The 17,626-nt window shown below is 67.1% G+C and carries 18 protein-coding genes; 2 read left to right on the forward strand and 16 right to left on the reverse strand.

Going from position 1 to position 17,626, the window contains the following annotated elements:
* Positions 1–34: 34 nt before the first annotated feature.
* The 6 genes from B1790_RS09005 to B1790_RS09030 form a co-directional block, all read right to left on the reverse strand.
* A complete protein-coding gene (locus B1790_RS09005; protein ID WP_079922872.1) occupies positions 35–1,042 on the reverse strand; it encodes a VWA domain-containing protein in 1,008 nt (335 codons plus the stop codon).
* Between the two features lie 29 nt (positions 1,043–1,071).
* Positions 1,072–2,016 (reverse strand): DUF58 domain-containing protein, encoded by a 945-nt coding sequence (locus tag B1790_RS09010; protein WP_079922873.1) that lies wholly within the window; start codon positions 2,014–2,016, stop codon positions 1,072–1,074.
* Complete coding sequence (locus B1790_RS09015; protein WP_079922874.1) at positions 2,013–3,152, reverse strand: MoxR family ATPase; 1,140 nt, start codon at positions 3,150–3,152, stop codon at positions 2,013–2,015. The genes B1790_RS09010 and B1790_RS09015 overlap by 4 nt, the downstream gene beginning before the upstream one ends.
* A 153-nt stretch (positions 3,153–3,305) precedes the next feature.
* On the reverse strand, positions 3,306–3,971 hold the full coding sequence (gene ripB / locus B1790_RS09020) for an NlpC/P60 family peptidoglycan endopeptidase RipB (protein ID WP_079922919.1): 666 nt from the start codon (positions 3,969–3,971) through the stop codon (positions 3,306–3,308).
* A gap of 41 nt (positions 3,972–4,012) precedes the next feature.
* Positions 4,013–5,440 (reverse strand): NlpC/P60 family peptidoglycan endopeptidase RipA, encoded by a 1,428-nt coding sequence (gene ripA / locus B1790_RS09025; protein ID WP_079922875.1) that lies wholly within the window; start codon positions 5,438–5,440, stop codon positions 4,013–4,015.
* 218 nt (positions 5,441–5,658) lie between these two features.
* Entirely contained in the window at positions 5,659–6,213 is a 555-nt protein-coding gene (locus B1790_RS09030; RefSeq protein WP_233165025.1) for a DUF6676 family protein, read from the reverse strand.
* 177 nt (positions 6,214–6,390) lie between these two features.
* Here B1790_RS09030 and acnA point away from each other — a divergent pair, with 177 nt between their 5' ends.
* The gene (gene acnA, locus B1790_RS09035) at positions 6,391–9,192 is read left to right on the forward strand and encodes an aconitate hydratase AcnA (protein WP_369832314.1); all 2,802 of its coding nucleotides are present in this window, start codon (positions 6,391–6,393) and stop codon (positions 9,190–9,192) included.
* A gap of 43 nt (positions 9,193–9,235) precedes the next feature.
* Positions 9,236–9,799, forward strand: a complete 564-nt coding sequence (locus tag B1790_RS09040) for a TetR/AcrR family transcriptional regulator (protein ID WP_079922878.1) — start codon at positions 9,236–9,238, stop codon at positions 9,797–9,799.
* Here the strand turns inward: B1790_RS09040 and B1790_RS35255 are convergent, their stop codons facing one another.
* The 10 genes from B1790_RS35255 to sufC all read right to left on the reverse strand — a co-directional run bounded on the left by B1790_RS35255 (position 9,800) and on the right by sufC (position 17,625).
* On the reverse strand, positions 9,800–9,991 hold the full coding sequence (locus B1790_RS35255; RefSeq protein WP_079922920.1) for a helix-turn-helix domain-containing protein: 192 nt from the start codon (positions 9,989–9,991) through the stop codon (positions 9,800–9,802). It abuts the gene before it with no gap.
* Between the two features lie 66 nt (positions 9,992–10,057).
* Entirely contained in the window at positions 10,058–11,686 is a 1,629-nt protein-coding gene (locus B1790_RS09050) for an ABC-F family ATP-binding cassette domain-containing protein (RefSeq protein ID WP_079922879.1), read from the reverse strand.
* Positions 11,687–11,704: 18 nt separating this feature from the next.
* Positions 11,705–12,529, reverse strand: coding sequence for an enoyl-CoA hydratase (locus B1790_RS09055; protein WP_079922880.1), 825 nt, complete (start codon positions 12,527–12,529; stop codon positions 11,705–11,707).
* Between the two features lie 25 nt (positions 12,530–12,554).
* Positions 12,555–12,920: a thioredoxin gene (gene trxA, locus B1790_RS09060; protein WP_079922881.1), complete on the reverse strand. Its 366-nt coding sequence runs from the start codon at positions 12,918–12,920 to the stop codon at positions 12,555–12,557.
* A gap of 58 nt (positions 12,921–12,978) precedes the next feature.
* On the reverse strand, positions 12,979–14,067 hold the full coding sequence (locus B1790_RS09065) for an NADH:flavin oxidoreductase (protein ID WP_369832315.1): 1,089 nt from the start codon (positions 14,065–14,067) through the stop codon (positions 12,979–12,981).
* A 64-nt stretch (positions 14,068–14,131) separates the two neighbouring features.
* The gene (locus tag B1790_RS09070; RefSeq protein WP_079922883.1) at positions 14,132–14,755 is read right to left on the reverse strand and encodes a hypothetical protein; all 624 of its coding nucleotides are present in this window, start codon (positions 14,753–14,755) and stop codon (positions 14,132–14,134) included.
* Positions 14,756–14,759: 4 nt separating this feature from the next.
* Complete coding sequence (locus B1790_RS09075; protein WP_079922884.1) at positions 14,760–15,104, reverse strand: metal-sulfur cluster assembly factor; 345 nt, start codon at positions 15,102–15,104, stop codon at positions 14,760–14,762.
* The gene (gene sufU, locus B1790_RS09080) at positions 15,101–15,589 is read right to left on the reverse strand and encodes a Fe-S cluster assembly sulfur transfer protein SufU (RefSeq protein ID WP_233165026.1); all 489 of its coding nucleotides are present in this window, start codon (positions 15,587–15,589) and stop codon (positions 15,101–15,103) included. Before sufU ends, B1790_RS09075 begins: the two co-directional genes overlap by 4 nt.
* A gap of 13 nt (positions 15,590–15,602) precedes the next feature.
* Positions 15,603–16,856 carry a cysteine desulfurase gene (locus B1790_RS09085; protein ID WP_079922886.1) on the reverse strand — a complete coding sequence of 418 codons (1,254 nt, stop codon included), beginning with the start codon at positions 16,854–16,856 and terminating at the stop codon, positions 15,603–15,605.
* Position 16,857: 1 nt separating this feature from the next.
* The gene (sufC, locus tag B1790_RS09090) at positions 16,858–17,625 is read right to left on the reverse strand and encodes a Fe-S cluster assembly ATPase SufC (protein WP_079922887.1); all 768 of its coding nucleotides are present in this window, start codon (positions 17,623–17,625) and stop codon (positions 16,858–16,860) included.
* Between the last annotated feature and the right edge of the window lies 1 nt (position 17,626).

Genomic DNA, 17,626 nt, shown 5'->3' on the forward strand with positions numbered 1-17,626 from the left:
CTCACCTGGCGATGGCCGAAATCGGCCGAGGACCTCACCCCGGCAGACGACGGTTGATCAGCAACGCGGCCAACGCAGCCAGCGCGAGCACCAGCGAACCGAGCCGCAGCCAGCCAACGCTCGCGTCGCCCTTGACGGTCTCGTAGCCGATCTGGTCCTGCAGTGAGGTGAACACCGCCTTGAGCTGTTCCAGGCTCGACGCCGTATAGGCGTTTCCGCCAGACAGATCGGCGATCTTGCGCAACATCTCGTCGTCGACTGGCACGGGCTGGCGTTGGTCCTGGATCTCGACGTAGCCGTACTTCGTACCGAAGGACACCGTGGAAATCGGCACGCCCTGGTCGTCGGCGGTGCGGGCCGCGGTGTACGCGCCCTTGGGATTGTCCGGATTCGACGGCACCGTCTCCTTGCCGTCGGACATCAACACGATGCGCGCCGGCGGCGGCTCGTCACCGCCGCCGATGACGGCGCCGACGGTGGCGATCGCCTGCAGCGCGGTGAAGATGCCCTCACCGGTCGCGGTGCGATCGGCGAGCTGCAGCTTGTCGATGGCCGCCTTGGTGGGGTCCCGATTGGTCGTCGGCGACACCAGCACCGTCGCGGTGCCCGCGTAGGCGATCAGCCCGAGGTTGATGCCCGGCGTCAGCTGGTCGGCGAACTGCTTGGCTGCCTCCTGCGCGGCAGCCAACCGACTTGGTGCGACGTCCGTGGCGCGCATCGACTGCGACACGTCGATCACCAGCATCACCACGGCCCGGTTGCGGGGAATCCGAACGTCGTTGGTGGGCCCGGCCATCGCGACGGTGAACAGCACCAACGACAGCACCATCAGCACCGCAGAAAGGTGCCGCCAGCGGGCGGGGCGCTTGGGCGCGACGCTCTCCAACAGCTCCATGTTGGCGAAGCGCAGCATCCGCTTCTGCCGTGCGGATTGGACGACGACGTACAGCGCCACCAGGCCGAGTACGACCAGGAGGAACAGGAAGAACCACAGGCTCTTGAATCCCGAAAGGCTCATCGGGCCGAAGAACGGTAATGTCATGTGCTAGTTGTCATTTCAGTCATAGGCGCTCATCGGCCTGCGGCGGCGCCGCGGCGCCGGTTCGCCACGAACCTCACCACGTCGGCGATCCAGTCCCGATCGGTGCGAAGGGTGAGCAGCGGCGCGTCACAACGCCGCAGCGTCCTGGCCACGTCCGCGCGGTGTTCCGCCGAGGCCTTGGCGAAGTCGGCACGCAGTTGGGCGTCGATGGTGAACTCCCGCGTGACGCCGGATTCGGTGTCCTGCAGGATGACGTCGCCGACGTCGGGCAGCTCCACGTCGCGTGGATCGATGACCTCGACGCCGAGAACCTCGTGGCGCCCAGCGATGGCCCGCAGCGGTCGCATCCAGTTGATCGGGCCGAGGAAGTCACTGATGATGACCGCCATGCCGCGTCGCCGCTCGGGCCGCCGCAACGCGTCGATCGCGGCCGAGAGGTCGCCGCGAACGCCGAGCGGCGCCTGCGGCATGGTGGCGATCGCACGCAGCAGTTCGTGCTCGTGGATCCGGCCGCTGAGTGCGGGCACCCGCTTGGTGGTCTGACCGTTGGTGATCACGGCGCCGAGGCGGTTGCCGCCACCACTGTTGAGGAACGCGATGGCCGCCGCGGCGGCCACCGCCAGATCGCGCTTCTCGCAACCGGCGGTGCCGAAGTCCAGGCTCGCCGACACGTCGACGACGAGCCAGGTCTCCAGCTCCCGGTCGGCGATCATCTGCCGCACGTGCGGCGTCGTGGTGCGGGCCGTCACCGACCAGTCCATCCGGCGCACGTCGTCACCGGGTTGGTAGACGCGGGAATCCCCCGGCTCTGAGCCGGGACCTGGTACCAGGCCCTGATGGTCGCCGTGCAGCACGCCGTCGAGCTTTCGGCGGACCGTCAGCTCGAGCTTGCGTAGGGCGGCCGAGAGCTCGGGATCCCGAATTTGCCCGCGCTGCAGCGACGGCAGATCCACGCGGCCTGACGGTTGGGTCACCGACCGCCGGCCGCTGCCGGGGTGGGCATGGCCGGCGCGACCGAATGTCCTTGCTGCGGAATGGCGTTCACCTGAGGCAGCGCAACGGTCTGCATGATGCGGTTGATGACCGTCTCGGCGGAGACCTCGTCGGCGAGCGCGTCGTAGGTCAAGACGAGGCGGTGCCGCAGCACGTCCGGGATGACCTCCACGACGTCCTGCGGGATGACGTAGTCGCGGCCGCGAACCAAGGCAAGTGCCCGCGACGCGGCGATGATGCCGAGCGAGGCGCGCGGCGACGCACCGTAGGCGATCCACGCCTTGGCGTCGGGCATGCCGAACTTCTCGGGCTCGCGCGTGGCGGTCACGATGCGGACCACGTAGTCGACGAGGGCGTGGTGGACGAAGACCGACGCCGCGACGCCCTGCAGACGCAGCAGGTCTCCGGTGTTGAGGATCTGCTTGGGCGTCGGCGGGGTGACGCCCATGCGGTAGATGATCTCGCGCTCTTCTTCTGGCGACGGGTAGTCGACGTTCAGCTTGAACAGGAAGCGGTCGCGCTGCGCTTCGGGAAGGGAGTAGACGCCTTCCTGCTCGATGGGATTCTGCGTGGCCATGACGAGGAACGGGCTTGGCAGTGCGAAGGTCTTGCCGCCGAGGGAGATCTTGCGCTCGGCCATGATCTCCAGCAGTGCCGACTGCACCTTGGCAGGTGCGCGGTTGATCTCGTCGGCGAGCAGGAAGTTGACCATGGCGGGGCCGAGTTCGATGTCGAACTCTTCCTTGCCCATCCGGTAGATGCGGGTACCGACGATGTCGGTGGGCACCAGGTCGGGCGTGAACTGAATGCGGGCGAACGTGCCGCCGACGACCTTGGCGAAGGTCTCCACCGCGAGGGTCTTTGCGACTCCGGGAACGCCTTCGAGGAGGACGTGTCCCTTGGCGAGGAGTCCGACGAGCATGCGCTCGACGAGTTGATCCTGACCGACGATGATTCGCTTGACCTCGAAGATCGCCCGTTCCAGGGTGTGCACCTCGCTCTGCAGGCCGCCGTTGGTGGCCGGTGCCTGCTGGGCACCGCCAGGCGGGAAGCCCTGCGTCGGGGCCTGCCCGGGGAAACCTCCGGCGCCCTGCGGCGGCCCACTCGGTGACGTCATTCAGTTCCTCCCACGTGTTCTGGTCCGGCGTTCGATGTAGACCGCTGGTCTTGCTTGGTCAAGTGGCGCCAAACCACTCGGCGGACGCTCTGGAGTCAACTATTCCAGGCAGTTCGGATTCCGTCGACGTGCCCTGCCGCGGGGCGGTCTCGATCAGGACTCGATGAACCGCACCAGGTGCGGCGACATCCCTGCGGTGCGCACCGGGCTCACGGTGACCTTTTCGGCACTTCCCGAGGCTTCGAGCATGCGCCCGCCGCCGAGGAAGATTGCGACGTGCTGGCTGCCGCCGGGGCCGTAGAAGATGAGGTCGCCGCGCTTGGCCTGGGACGGCGCGATCGGACGGCCGGAGTTGTACTGGTCGCCGGAGTACTTCGGAATCGGCACGCCGACACCGGCGAACGCGTATCTGGTCAGCCCGGAACAGTCGAAGCCGACCTTGCCCGTGTCGTAGTCGACGCCTTCACTGGGTCCGTTGAGTGCGCCGCCACCCCACGAGTACGGCACGCCCATTTGGGAGCCGGCACGTCGGATCACGTATTCGATTGCCTCGGGTCCGCGGACCCGACCACCGGTGGCGGCGGTGGGAGCGCCGCCGAGTCCAATGCTCGAGAGGAACTGCTGACCGAGGCTCTTGGTGGTCTGCAGCGCGATGGCGCTCGCCTGGAACGACGCGTTGGCGATCGCGACGGGGTCACCGGGAGCGCCGGAGCTGGGCCGCTGCGGCAGGGTCGGATCCCAACCAGGATCACCTGGGTCGGCACCGGCAGGGGCGACGGTTCCGAAGGCGACGGCCGCGGCGAGGATCGCCACCAGCATCAGGACACGACGAAGAAACGACAAGGGCAAGACAACCACCATCAGTATTCGATGTAGCGGATGACGTAGGGCGTCATGCCGCTGGTCCGGACGGGCGACACCTTCACGGTGGACCCGGTGTACGGCGCCTCGAGCATCTGGCCGTTGCCGAGGAAGAGGGCGACGTGCTGGCTGCCGCCGGGGCCGTAGAAGATGACGTCGCCGCGGCGGGCCTGAGACGTCGGGATCTTGCGGCCCATGTCGTACTGGGCGCCCGAGTAGTGCGGCAGCTTGATGCCGACGCCGGCGAATGCGTACAGGATCAGACCGGAGCAGTCGAAGCCCGTGGTGCCCGCGCCCGAGTCGATGCCCCGGCTGGGTCCGACGGCGTTTCCGCCGCCCCACGAGTACGGCACGCCCATCTGCGAGCCCGCCCGCTTGATGACGTACTCCGAGGCCTGCCTGCCGTAGACGCGTGGGATCGCACCGTTGGTGAAACCCGATGGCGTTGGCAGGATTCCGAGCTTCTGCAGGAACCCGCGTCCCATCTGCTGGGTGGCCTGCGCGGAGGTGGTGGCCATTCCGAGCACGCTGTTGAGGATCGCGATCGGGTCGCCGCTGACGAATGCACTGGGGATCGCGGGCAACGTGGGATCCCATGCGACGTCCCACTTCGAGTTGCCCGGCGCCGCGGCGGCGGGGTCGCGGTCCCAGTCGGTGGACGGGTTGGCCGCGGCGGCAGGCGCCGCTCCCGGCACGGTCTTGGCGGCCACGGTGACCACCGGCGCCGCGGCCGGGCGGGCCGCGGCGAGCTTCGCCTGGGCCGCAGACCGCTCGGCTGTGAGCTGGTCGAGTTGCGCCTGCTGATCCTTGAACGTCTGCTGCGCCTGCGTCAGGGAGGCGACGGCCGCGTCCTGACTGGACTGCGCGTCGACGACGGCCTGGTCGGCCTTCTGCTTGGCGAGGCGGGCCGCGGAGTCCTTGTTGACCTGCTCGGTGCGGGCGCGTTGGAGGTCTGCGATGGCCTGCTGGGTGCTGACGTTGAGGGTCTCGCCGGTGGCCGCGGTGGCGAGGACGTCCGCGGGGTCCTTGGCGGTGACGTACGAGGCCGACGGCCCGTTGACGTATGCCGACGCGGCGAAGGTGTCGAAGCGGTCCTGTGCGGACGTGATGGCCGCGGTGGCATCCTTGAGCGCGGCCTGGCTGGCGTCGACCTCGCCCTGGGCGGCGACGGCGCCGTCCCGCGCGGTCTGGACGGCGACGATGGCCTTGTTGACACCCTCCTGCTCGGCCTGGATGTTGGCGCCGAGGTCTTGGAGTTTTTGGTCGGCGTTGGCGACGGCGGCCACCAAGCCGGCGATCCCCTGGGGGGTGACGGGCTCTGCGACGGCAGTTCCGATGCCGAAGCCGACGCCGTTGGTGAACGCCGACGCGACGAGTACACCGCATGTAAGCGACCCCGCAACGGAGGCGCGAAAGCTGCGTCTCATTGGACTCCGGTCTCCTAGGGCTCAACGCGAATGTGAGGGCACATCCATCGGGCTCTTACGTCGCAGGAGTCACATGGATCACAGCTGCAACAGCAGGTGCCTTCTGCACCGTACGTCACGAGATGCGCCAAGGAAACGCCAGGAAGAAATTACATGTTTGTAATTGAAACGTTGTTATCGAATGGTGATGTTCGATAAAAGAATGGCCGACGGACGACTTACCGAGCGGCCTCGGCGGGCGATTTCTCGGTGCCCGCTTTTCTGGCCCGGACCTGCAGCAATCGTGTAGCCACGGCGGCGACCGCAACGCCGAGAACGAGCACGACCGTAAAGGGCGTCCACGGGAAATGGGGCGTCGTCAATTCGGTCACGAAATTCTGTGACGCCAATACCGGCGTACCACTCACCTTTGCGATGTCCTGACCGGCTTCCAGCGTCGAGCGGTCGAACGTCGGGCTGTACGTACCGGCGAACGACGGGCTCAGAACCAGGACCGTGGAACCGGGGTAATCCCGGCCAACCTCGGTGGCGATGTCGCGCAGCGGGGTGTCGATTGCCGGGTTCTGGTCGAGCACGACGATCTTGAGATCGATGCCCTTGGCCTTGGCGTCGGCCACCACCTGGGGCAGGCCGGCGTTGCCGGGCACGTCGGGAGCGCTCACCCCGTCGTCGCGCAGGTCCTCCTGAACGAGCCCCATGCACACGTCTGGCGGGGTCGCGCCGGGATCCTTGCCGACGGTCGCGCACACCTGCGAGGGGATGAACAGCGGCACCTGCGGAGTCGTCACGTGCCAGACGGTACCGCCAACACCGGGTGATCGGCTGGCACCACGGCCGGATGGGGACAAGACTGGTACCCGCCTTGAGAATCCTTACAGGACAAGCGTACTGTTAGACGCGTTACCGCCGCGACACAGCCCGTCGCGGCGAAGATCGAAGCGGGAGTTGATGTGACCAGCGTTAATTCGTTCGGAGCCCACGACACGTTGAAAGTCGGGGACGAAGCCTACGAGATTTACCGCCTTGACGCGGTGCCGGGAACCGAGAAACTTCCCTACAGCCTGAAGGTGCTCGCGGAGAACCTGCTGCGCACCGAAGACGGCGCGAACATCACCAAGGACCACATCGAGGCCATCTCCAAGTGGGACCCGACGGCCGACCCGAGCGTCGAGATTCAGTTCACCCCGGCGCGGGTCATCATGCAGGACTTCACCGGTGTGCCCTGCATCGTCGACCTCGCCACCATGCGTGAGGCAGTCGGCAACCTCGGCGGCGACCCGAACAAGGTCAACCCGCTGGCACCCGCCGAGATGGTCATCGACCACTCCGTCATCGTCGACGTCTTCGGCAAGCGCGACGCATTCGAGCGCAACGTCGAAATCGAATACTCCCGCAACGGTGAGCGGTACCAGTTCTTGCGCTGGGGCCAGGGCGCCTTCGACGACTTCAGCGTGGTTCCCCCCGGCACCGGCATCGTCCACCAGGTCAACATCGAGTACCTCGCCCGCACCGTGATGGTGCGCGACGGGGTGGCCTATCCCGACACCTGTGTGGGCACCGACAGCCACACCACGATGGTCAACGGACTCGGGGTGCTCGGCTGGGGCGTCGGCGGCATCGAGGCCGAGGCCGCGATGCTCGGTCAGCCCGTGTCGATGCTGATCCCCCGCGTCGTCGGCTTCAAGCTGACCGGCGAGATCAAGCCCGGCGTGACCGCCACCGACGTGGTGCTCACCGTCACCGACATGCTGCGCAAGCACGGCGTCGTCGGCAAGTTCGTCGAGTTCTACGGCGCGGGCGTCGCCGAGGTTCCGCTGGCCAACCGCGCCACCCTCGGCAACATGAGCCCAGAGTTCGGCTCCACCGCCGCCATCTTCCCCATCGACGAGGTCACCGTCGACTACCTGCGCCTGACCGGCCGCACCGACGAGCAGCTCGCGCTCGTCGAGGCCTACGCCAAGGCGCAGGGCATGTGGCACGACCCGGCCAAGGAGCCGGTGTTCTCCGAGTACCTGGAGCTCGACCTCGGCGACGTGGTGCCGTCGATTGCCGGCCCAAAGCGCCCCCAGGACCGAATCCTGCTGTCGGAGTCCAAGATCGCGTTCCGCAAGGACATCCACAACTACGTCGAGGAGAACCACCCGGCGGAGTGCACCAAGCTGGACGAGGCAGTCGACGAGTCCTTCCCGGCCAGCGATTCGGTGTCGCTGTCCTTCGCCGACGACGACGCGGTCGACGTCCGACACTCGGCCGCCAACGGCTCGGAGGGCCGGCCGTCCAAGCCCGTTACGGTGAAGTCCGACGACGGCGAGTTCGTGCTCGACCACGGCGCCGTCGTCGTCGCGGCGATCACGTCGTGCACCAACACCTCCAACCCGTCGGTGATGCTCGGTGCGGCACTGCTGGCCCGCAACGCCGTCGAGAAGGGCCTGACCAGCAAGCCGTGGGTGAAGACCTCCATGGCACCCGGTTCTCAGGTGGTGAGCGACTACTACGACCGCGCGGGTGTGTGGCCCTACCTGGAGAAGCTGGGCTTCTTCCTGGTCGGCTACGGCTGCACCACGTGCATCGGCAACACCGGACCGCTCCCGGACGCCATCTCCAAGGCCATCAACGACAACGACCTGTCGGTGACCGCGGTGCTCTCCGGTAACCGGAACTTCGAGGGCCGCATCTCCCCCGACGTCAAGATGAACTACCTGGCGTCCCCGCCGCTGGTCATCGCCTACGCGCTGGCTGGCACCATGGACTTCGACTTCGAGACCGAGCCGCTCGGCAAGGACAACGACGGCAACGACGTGTTCCTCAAGGACATCTGGCCGTCGTCGCAGGAGATCTCCGACGTCATCGCCAGCTCGATCGACCGAAAGATGTTCACCGACAGCTACGCCGACGTCTTCAAGGGCGACGAGCGCTGGCGCAACCTGCCCACCCCCGAGGGCAAGACCTTCGACTGGGATCCGAACTCGACGTACGTTCGCAAGCCCCCGTACTTCGACGGCATGCCCGCCGATCCGGAGCCGGTCACCGACATCACCGGCGCCAGAGTCCTTGCCCTGCTTGGCGATTCGGTCACCACCGACCACATCTCGCCGGCAGGCAACATCAAGGCAGGCACACCGGCCGCGCAGTACCTCGACGAGCACGGCGTCGACAAGAAGGACTACAACTCCTACGGTTCACGGCGCGGCAACCACGAGGTGATGATTCGCGGCACGTTCGCGAACATCCGCCTGAAGAACCAGCTCCTCGACGACGTCTCCGGCGGCTACACCCGCGACTTCACCAAGGATGACGCACCGCAGGCGTTCATCTACGACGCGGCGCAGAACTACGCGGCCCAGGGCACTCCCCTGGTCGTGCTTGGCGGCAAGGAGTACGGATCGGGATCGTCGCGTGACTGGGCGGCCAAGGGCACCAGCCTGCTGGGCGTGCGGGCCGTCATCACCGAATCGTTCGAGCGCATTCACCGCTCCAACCTGATCGGCATGGGCGTCGTGCCGCTGCAGTTCCCCGCCGGGGAGTCCGCGGCGTCGTTGAAGCTCGACGGCACCGAGGTGTTCGACATCTCGGGCGTCACCGACCTCAACGAGGGCAAGACACCGAAGACCATGCACGTCACCGCGACCAAGCAGGACGGCTCGAAGGTGGAGTTCGACGCCGTGGTCCGCATCGACACCCCCGGTGAAGCGGACTACTACCGCAACGGCGGCATCCTGCAGTTCGTCCTGCGAAACATGCTCAAGGCCTAGCGGTTTCGGTCTTCGGGATACCCAAAGAGAAGAGGGCCGTCCGTTGCCACGGGTGACCGAAGACCACCTTGCGGCGCGCCGTCGCCAAATCCTCGACGGCGCCCGCAGGTGTTTTGCACAATACGGATACGAGAGTGCGACCGTGCGGCGGCTCGAGCAGACCATCGGGCTGTCGCGCGGCGCAATCTTTCATCACTTCCGCGACAAGGACACGCTGTTCTTCGAGCTGGCCCGAGAAGACGCCGAACGCATGGCCGAGGTCGCCTCCCGCGAGGGGCTCATTCAGGTGATGCGCGACTTGCTGGCCGCGCCCGAACAGTTCGACTGGCTGGCAACCCGGCTCGAGATCGCACGGAAACTCCGGAACGATCCCGCGTTTCACCAGGGGTGGGCGGAACGGTCGGCGGAGCTCACCGCCGCCACCACCGAACGCCTGCGTCAGCAGAAGCAGGCCGGCCGCCTGCGCGGTGACGTGCCAAGCGAGGTCCTGCACACCTACCTGGACCTCGTCCTCGACGGACTCGTCGCCAGGCTTGCCACCGGCGACGATCCAGAGAAGCTCGGCGCCGTGTTGGACCTCGTCGAGGCCTCCGTGCGCCAGCAGTGACTAGTGCTGTCGGCGTGTGTGGTTCGGTCCGCCTCGACTACGCATGGTGGTCCCGGACTCGCGCAACATGCTGTGAATCGACCCGTACGACTTCCCCGTAGTGGCCACCAAGGTGCGGATGCTCGCACCCTTCTCATAGGCGCTACGCAGCTCGTCGAGCAACTCGTCCCTGGACCTGTCCACTTCTCTCATCTGCATCTCCCCATCTCGCTGTGACAGACAGATACCCAGGGAGGCAGATCTCAATCAGGTGCAGCGTCAGGCAAGTTCGATCAGGTCGCGGTAGTCGTCGGACCAGTAGTCCTCGGTGCCGTCGGGGAGCAACACCACGCGCTGCGGATCGAGTGCCTCGGCGGCCCCCGGATCGTGGGTAACCAGCACCACGGCGCCCTGATAACTGCGCAACGCGTCGAGTACCTGCTCGCGAGAGGCGGGATCGAGGTTGTTGGTGGGCTCGTCGAGCAACAGCACGTTGGCGGTCGAGGCCACCAGACCCGCCAGAGCCAGTCGGGTCTTCTCACCTCCGGACAGCGTGCCCGCCTGCTGTTCGAGCTGAGGCCCGTTGAACATGAACGCACCCAACAGGCTGCGCAGCTCCTGGTCGCCGGTGTCCGGCGCGGCATGGCGGATGTTGTCCCACACCGAGGCGAGACCGTCGATCGTGTCGTGTTCCTGCGCGAAGTACCCCAGCTTCAAGCCATGGCCCGGCTCGATGGCACCCGCGTCGGCCGCCTCGGTTCCCGCCAGGATCCGCAGCAGCGTCGTCTTGCCTGCGCCGTTGAGCCCGAGGACGACGACGCGCGACCCCTTGTCGATCGCCAGGTCTACGCCGGTGAAGATCTCCAGTGACCCGTAGGTCTTGGTGAGACCCTTGCCAACCAACGGGGTGCGCCCGCAGACGGCGGGGGTGGGAAATCTGATCTTGGCCACCTTGTCGGCGACCCGCTCGTCGTCGAGCTCGGCGATCATGCGCTCGGCCCGGCGCAGCATGTTCTGCGCGGCAACGGCCTTGGTCGCCTTGGCGCCCATCTTCGCGGCCTGGGTGCGCAGTGCGGAGGCCTTCTTCTCGGCGTTGGCGCGTTCCCGGCGGCGGCGCTGCTCGTCGGTGGACCTGGCGTCGAGGTACTTCTGCCAGCCCATGTTGTAGACGTCGGCTTCGCCGCGGACGGCATCGAGGAACCAGACGCGGTTGACGACGTCGGCCAGCAGGTCGACGTCGTGGCTGATCACGACGAGGCCGCCGGTGTGGTTCTGCAGGAACGAACGCAACCAGCCGATCGAGTCGGCGTCGAGGTGGTTGGTGGGCTCGTCGAGGAGCAGCGTCGTGTCCGACCCGGAGCCGGTGTCGGAAGCGGCGAACAGGATGCGCGACAGCTCGACGCGGCGACGCTGGCCGCCGGACAGCGTCCGCAGCGGCTGGGTGAGAATGCGCTCGGGCAAACCGAGGCTTGCGCAGATGCGGCCCGCTTCGCTCTCCGCGGCGTATCCGCCGAGGGCGGCGAACCGCTCCTCGAGCTCGCCGTACTTGCGTACCGCCTTGTCCATGGCGGCGTCGTCGGCGACCTCGGCCATGATCGCCTGCTGCTTCTCCAGATCGGACAGCAGCGTGTCGAGGCCGCGAGCCGAGAGGACCCGGTCGCGGGCCAACATGTCCAGGTCTCCCTCTCTGGGATCCTGTGGCAGGTAACCGATCTCACCGGTTCGCTCGATGCTGCCCGCGTAGGGCTCGCCTTCGCCGGCGAGGATGCGCATGGTGGTGGTCTTGCCTGCGCCGTTGCGGCCGACGAGGCCGATCCGGTCCCCCGGCTGGATGCGCAGCGCGGAGCCCTCGATGGCCAGCAGCGTACGCGCGCCAGCGCGGACCTCGAGGTCCGTTGCGGTGATCACGCTGTACTCCTCATTGTTCTACTTGTCGTCGGTAAATACGGCTGGCCGCTTCTGGGCGCGCGCAGCGACCGCTTCCTCGAAATTGGCGGTGAGCAGGCGCACGTACAGTTGACCCAAACCTTCGGCCTGCATGTGACCCTCTAGGCTACCGGCTTCCAGTCCACTCCAGAGCGTGCGCTTGGTCAACTCGATTCCCGGCCGCGAGAACGCCGCGATGCGCTCGGCCATGTCGAAGCACGTCTCGAGGAGCTCGTCGTCGGGGACCGAGCGCGAGACCAGGCCGATTCGGTCGGCCTCCGCGGAGTCGATGTCACGCCCGGTGAGCATGGCCTCGAACGCCCGCGACGTCCCAATTGCCTTGGGCAGCAAGTACGAAAGCCCCAGCTCGCTCGCGGTGAGCCCGTTGTTGATGCCCGCCGCCCGGAAGTAGGCGCCGTGCCCTGCGACCCTGATGTCACACGCCAGGGCCAGGCACAGCCCGCCGCCGATGGCGGCACCGTTGACGGCCGCGATGACCGGCTGGTGCAGCTTCCGTATGGCGAGGATCACGTCGTCGAGCACTTCCATCGAGCGCAACGCGAACGTGGGGCGGGTCAGACCGTCGACGTGGGGCACCGATCCCGCTGACTTATGGTCGGCGCCCGAGGAGAACCCGCGGCCGGCACCGGTCAGCACCACGGCCCTGACCTCGTTGTCGGTGGTCAGCTCGTCGAGGGCAGCCTTCAACGGGACCATGACGTCGAACGCCATCGAGTTCATGCGTTCGGGCCGGTTCAACGTCACCAGCGCCACCTGCGGGCGTGGTCGGTCGACGAGAACCAGGGTGTCGTCGCGTTCGGTCACGGGTGCACGCTATCGCGTGCGACCGCTATGCCTCGTCGGTCTTGGCCTGCTCGGCGAGGGCGGCGTCGACGTCGAGCGCCTTGATCTGCCCGATGACCTCTTCGAGGTCCTTGGCAGGCAGCATCCCGGAATGCCGAAAGACCATGTGGCCCTTCTTGAACGCCATCAACGTCGGAATCGCCTGGATCTCCGCGGCGGCGGCCAATCCCTGCTCCGCCTCGGTGTCGACCTTGGCGTGTACGACGTCGGGGTGCTTGTCGGACGACGCGGCGTACGTCGGGGCGAAGGCCCGACACGGCCCGCACCACTCCGCCCAGAAGTCGACGAGCACGATCTCGTTGTCGGTGATGGTCCCGTTGAATTGCTCTGTGGTGATGTCTTGCGTGCTCACGTTTCTCCTAACGTCGGGTTCTAGCTGCTTGTTCCACCACGCGGTGGACGGAACGGCGTCAATGCAACGTGCTCAGCGCGGACTCCGGTTGATACCCATTGAACCCGTCCAAGGTGTCGTCGCGCAGCCTGTTCACCCACGCCGGATCGGCCAGCAGGGCGCGACCTATCGCGACGACGTCGAACTCCCCCGCCTCGAACTGGGCGACGACCTGGTCCGCTGGCGCCGGCGCGATCTCGGTGCGCGGCCCTTCGTCGCGGAACGCCGTGTCAAGGCCGACCGAGCCGACGGCTATCACCGGCGCTCCGGTCACCTTCTTGGTCCAGCCGGCCAGGCTCAGAACCGGATCCGCGTCGGGGAAGGCGGGCGCGTAGTGGCGTCGGGTGGACGGATGGAACACGTCGACTCCGGCGTCGAGCAACGGCGCCAGCAGTTCCTGCAGCTCGGTGGGATCGGCGGCGACGGTCGCGTCGTAGTCGGCGGCCTTCCACTGCGAGAACCGGTAGACGATCGGGAAGTCCGGTCCGACGGCGGCCCGGACCGCGGCCACCACCTCGGCGGGGAACCGCGTTCTGGCCGCCAGCGAGCCGCCGTACTCGTCGGTCCGAAGGTTCGTCTTCTCCCACAGGAACGCGTCGAGCAGGTAGCCGTGCGCGCCGTGGATCTCGACGGCGTCGAAACCGGCCTCTTGGGCGTTGCGGGCCGCCAGCGCGAACTGCGCCGCGACGCCGGGAAGTTCGTCGAGTGTCAGCGCGCGGCCCTTCGGCTGCCCCGTCCCGTCCACCCCGGAGGGACTCACGGGCTCGACGCCGTCGGACGTACCGCGTTCGGCGCCCTGGTGCCACAGCTGCGCGGCGATCACCGCTCCATGGCCGTGGACGGTGTCGGTGACTCTGCGCCAGCCCACGAGGGCGTCGTCACCGGCCAGCGTCGGCACCGACTCGGGAAAGCCCGCAGTGGGGTCCGGCAGTCGGACGCCCTCGGTGATGATCAGCCCGACGCCGCCCGCAGCCCGGCGGCCGTAGTAGGCCGCGACGTCGGGTCCAGGCACCCCGCCCGGGGACGCCTGCCGCGTCATGGGGGCCATGGCGAACCGATTGGGGATCGTCATCGACCGCACGGTCAGCGGTTGGAACAGTTCTGTCACGCCTTCGAGGCTCATGACGGGGTGCAACGTCGTCCGTCGCGTGGCGATTCCGCGTGGACGAGGATCACAGTTCGGAGCGGCCACGTTCGAAGAAGTCCGTGACGTCGGCGGCGAGCTGGTCGACGTCGTGCGACGGGTCCAGTGACTGGAAGGCCCCGAACGGCGCGTTCCAGAAGTCCCCGATGCGCGAGGTCCACGGGCCGACGTAGGCATACGGCAGCGGGTGGAAGTCGTCACCGGGCGAGACGCCGTAGTTCACCTCGTCCTGGGTGACGGCGACGTCGAAGTGCTCGGGCCACAACACCGGATGTTGTTCCGGCAAAGCGCTCTTCAGGGCGAACCCGCCGGCGTAGAGACTGCGGTGGACCAGTTCGGCGGCGTCGGCGTCCACGTCGAGGACGGTGTCCGCGGTCAGCGGCTCGACGATCTCGTAGACGCCGTCGGGAGGCCCGACGTCCAGACCGGTCGCGGCGGCGAGCGCGCCAACCGTCCCGGTCAGCGGCGCACCCGCGTCACCCCAGACGAGTTCGGTGCCGTGTACGGCGACGGGTATCGACACACCGGTGAAGCCATCGGGCCTGACTGCCAGCCGAACGGTCTCGGCCGACCGGTACTGAGGTCCGGCGATGAAGCTCTCGGCAATGCCGCGGAGTTGGCGACGCGTGGTGACGTACCGGTCCTCTCGCACGGCGTCAGACCGTGAAGCCGAGCGCCCTGAGCTGCTCGCGCCCGTCGTCGGTGATCTTGTCGGGGCCCCACGGCGGATTCCACACCCAGTTGATCTTGATCTCGTTGACGAGTCCCGAGCCGACCAACGCACTGCGCGACTGGTCCTCGATGACGTCGGTCAACGGGCACGCGGCCGACGTCAGCGTCATGTCGATCATGGCGACCTTCGAGCCGGCGTCGCCCTCTTCGATGTTCAGTCCGTAGACCAGACCGAGGTCGACGACGTTGATGCCCAATTCGGGGTCGACGACGTCACGCATGGCTTCTTCGAGGTCGGCGAGCACTTCGTCGGAAGCGGTGTCACTCATCTGTGTTCCTCCACATCGTTGCTGGCTTGCGCCAACGCGTCATCGTCGTCCAACGGCCTGGCCTCCGCCAGAGCAGCCTTGAAGGCCATCCAGCCCAGCAGCGCGCACTTCACCCGCGCCGGGTACTTAGCCACACCTGCGAAGGCGATGCCGTCGCCGATGACGTCCTCGTCCCCGTCGACGTTGCCCCGTGAGGAGATCATCTCGGTGAACGCGGCAACGGTCTTCATCGCGGCACCGACGCTTTGGCCGATCACCTGGTCGGTCAGCACCGACGTCGCAGCCTGACTGATCGAACAGCCCTGCCCGTCGTAGGAGATGTCGGTGACGGTGTCGCCGTCCTCGGACAGCGTCACGCGCAGCGTCACCTCGTCACCACAGGTCGGGTTGACGTGATGCACTTCGGCCGCAAAGGGCTCGCGCAGCCCGCGATGGTGCGGGTGCTTGTAGTGGTCCAGGATCACTTCCTGGTACATCTGTTCCATTCGCACGGACGCTCTACTCCCGCCCGAAGAACTCGACGGCCCGCTGGACGCCGGCGACCAGCCGGTCCACTTCGTCGAGCGTGTTGTACACCGCGAACGACGCCCGGGCAGTGGCTGCGATGCCGAAGTGCTTGTGCAGCGGCCACGCGCAGTGGTGCCCGACGCGGACGGCGACGCCCTCGTCGTCGAGAACCTGTCCGACGTCGTGGGCGTGGACCCCGTCGACGACGAAGCTCACCGGCGATCCGCGATGAGCCATCCGCGTCGGCCCGATGATGCGGACACCTGGAATGTCCGAGAGCCCCTGGATGGCGACGGCGACCAGTTCGCGTTCGTGAACGGCAACCACGTCCATCCCGATCGCACTCAGATAGCGTGCGGCGGCGGCCAATCCGACGACCTGTGAGGTCATCGGAGTGCCCGCCTCGAACCGCTGCGGCGCAGGCGCGTAGGTGGTCTCCGCCATCGTCACGGTCTCGATCATCGAGCCGCCGGTGAGGAAGGGCGGCATGGCCGCGAGCAGTTCACGGCGGCCGTACAGCACGCCGATTCCCGTCGGCCCCAGCATCTTGTGCCCGGAGAAGGCGGCGTAGTCGACGTCGAGGCCGTGAAGGTCGACCGGCTCGTGCGGCACCGACTGGCAGGCGTCCAGGACCGTCAACGCTCCGACGGCCTTCGCCCGCGACACCAGCTCACCGACCGGCGCGATGGCACCGGTGACGTTCGAATGATGGCTGAAGGCGACGACCTTCACGCGCTCGTCGAGTTGCAGCGAGTCGAGGTCGATCTTGCCGTCTGCGGTGACCCCGTACCACCGCAGGGTTGCCCCGGTACGGCGGGCCAGTTCCTGCCACGGAATGAGGTTGGCGTGATGTTCCAGTTCGGTGGTGACGATGACGTCACCGGGCCCGACGGAATGCCCGAAGCGGTCGTCGCCCAATGCGTAGGAGACGAGGTTGAGCGCCTCGGTGGCGTTCTTGGTGAAGACGAGCTCATCGGAGTCGGCGCCGACGAACGCCGCGATGTCCTCGCGGCCCTGCTCGTAGGCGTCGGTGGACTCCTCCATCAGCTGGTGCGCACCGCGGTGCACTGCGCCGTTGGAGGTGGTCAGGAACTGCCGCTCCGCATCGAGAACCTGGAGCGGCTTCTGCGACGTCGCCCCGGAATCCAGGTACGCCAGCTGCTTACCGCCTCGCATCACCCGACTCAGGATCGGGAAGTCCTCCCGAATGCGCAGCAGGTCAAGCGTCGTCGACGCAGCCGTCATCTCAGGCCTCGACCGCCTGGGTGAAGCGCTCGTAGCCGTTGGCTTCGAGCTCGTCGGCCAGCTCGGGGCCGCCGGACTCGATGATCCGACCGTCGAAGAAGACGTGCACGAACTGCGGCTGGATGTAGCGAAGGATGCGGGTGTAGTGGGTGATGAGCAGCACGCCTGCGTTCTCCGCCTCGGCGTACCGGTTGACGCCTTCGCTGACCACGCGCAGCGCGTCGACGTCGAGACCCGAGTCGGTCTCGTCGAGGATCGCGATCTTTGGCTTGAGCAGACCAAGCTGCAGAATCTCGTGGCGCTTCTTCTCGCCGCCGGAGAAGCCTTCGTTGACGCTGCGCTCGCTGAACGCCGGGTCGATGTCGAGATCGGTCATGGCCGTCTTGACTTCCTTGACCCAGTGCCGCAGCTTGGGCGCTTCGCCGCGCACGGCGGTCGCCGCGGTGCGCAGGAAGTTCGACATGGAGACGCCGGGTACCTCGATCGGGTACTGCATGGCAAGGAACAGCCCGGCCCTGGCGCGCTCGTCGACGCTCATCTCGAGGACGTCTTGCCCGTCGAGGGTGATCGACCCGGAGGTGACGGTGTACTTGGGGTGGCCGGCGATCGCGTAGGACAGCGTCGACTTGCCAGAACCGTTGGGGCCCATCACCGCATGGGTCTCCCCCGACTTCACGGTGAGGTTGACGCCCTTGAGGATTTCCACGTCGGCGCCGCCTTCGGCGGAGACGACGGAGGCGTGCAGGTCCTTGACTTCAAGTGTGGTCATA

The sequence above is a fragment of the Mycobacterium sp. AT1 genome, assembly GCF_002043095.1.
Lineage (GTDB): Bacteria > Actinomycetota > Actinomycetes > Mycobacteriales > Mycobacteriaceae > Mycobacterium.

Excerpts from the sequence above, each read along its gene's own strand:
- sufC (WP_079922887.1), bottom strand. The coding sequence starts at position 17,625 with ATGACCACACTTGAAGTCAAGGACCTGCACGCCTCCGTCGTCTCCGCC.
- B1790_RS35255 (WP_079922920.1), bottom strand. The coding sequence starts at position 9,991 with ATGAGAGAAGTGGACAGGTCCAGGGACGAGTTGCTCGACGAGCTGCGT.
- B1790_RS09005 (WP_079922872.1), bottom strand. The coding sequence starts at position 1,042 with ATGACATTACCGTTCTTCGGCCCGATGAGCCTTTCGGGATTCAAGAGC.
- B1790_RS09085 (WP_079922886.1), bottom strand. The coding sequence starts at position 16,856 with ATGACGGCTGCGTCGACGACGCTTGACCTGCTGCGCATTCGGGAGGAC.
- B1790_RS09075 (WP_079922884.1), bottom strand. The coding sequence starts at position 15,104 with ATGAGTGACACCGCTTCCGACGAAGTGCTCGCCGACCTCGAAGAAGCC.
- ripB (WP_079922919.1), bottom strand. The coding sequence starts at position 3,971 with ATGCTGGTGGCGATCCTCGCCGCGGCCGTCGCCTTCGGAACCGTCGCC.
- sufU (WP_233165026.1), bottom strand. The coding sequence starts at position 15,589 with ATGGAACAGATGTACCAGGAAGTGATCCTGGACCACTACAAGCACCCG.
- ripA (WP_079922875.1), bottom strand. The coding sequence starts at position 5,440 with ATGAGACGCAGCTTTCGCGCCTCCGTTGCGGGGTCGCTTACATGCGGT.
- B1790_RS09015 (WP_079922874.1), bottom strand. The coding sequence starts at position 3,152 with ATGACGTCACCGAGTGGGCCGCCGCAGGGCGCCGGAGGTTTCCCCGGG.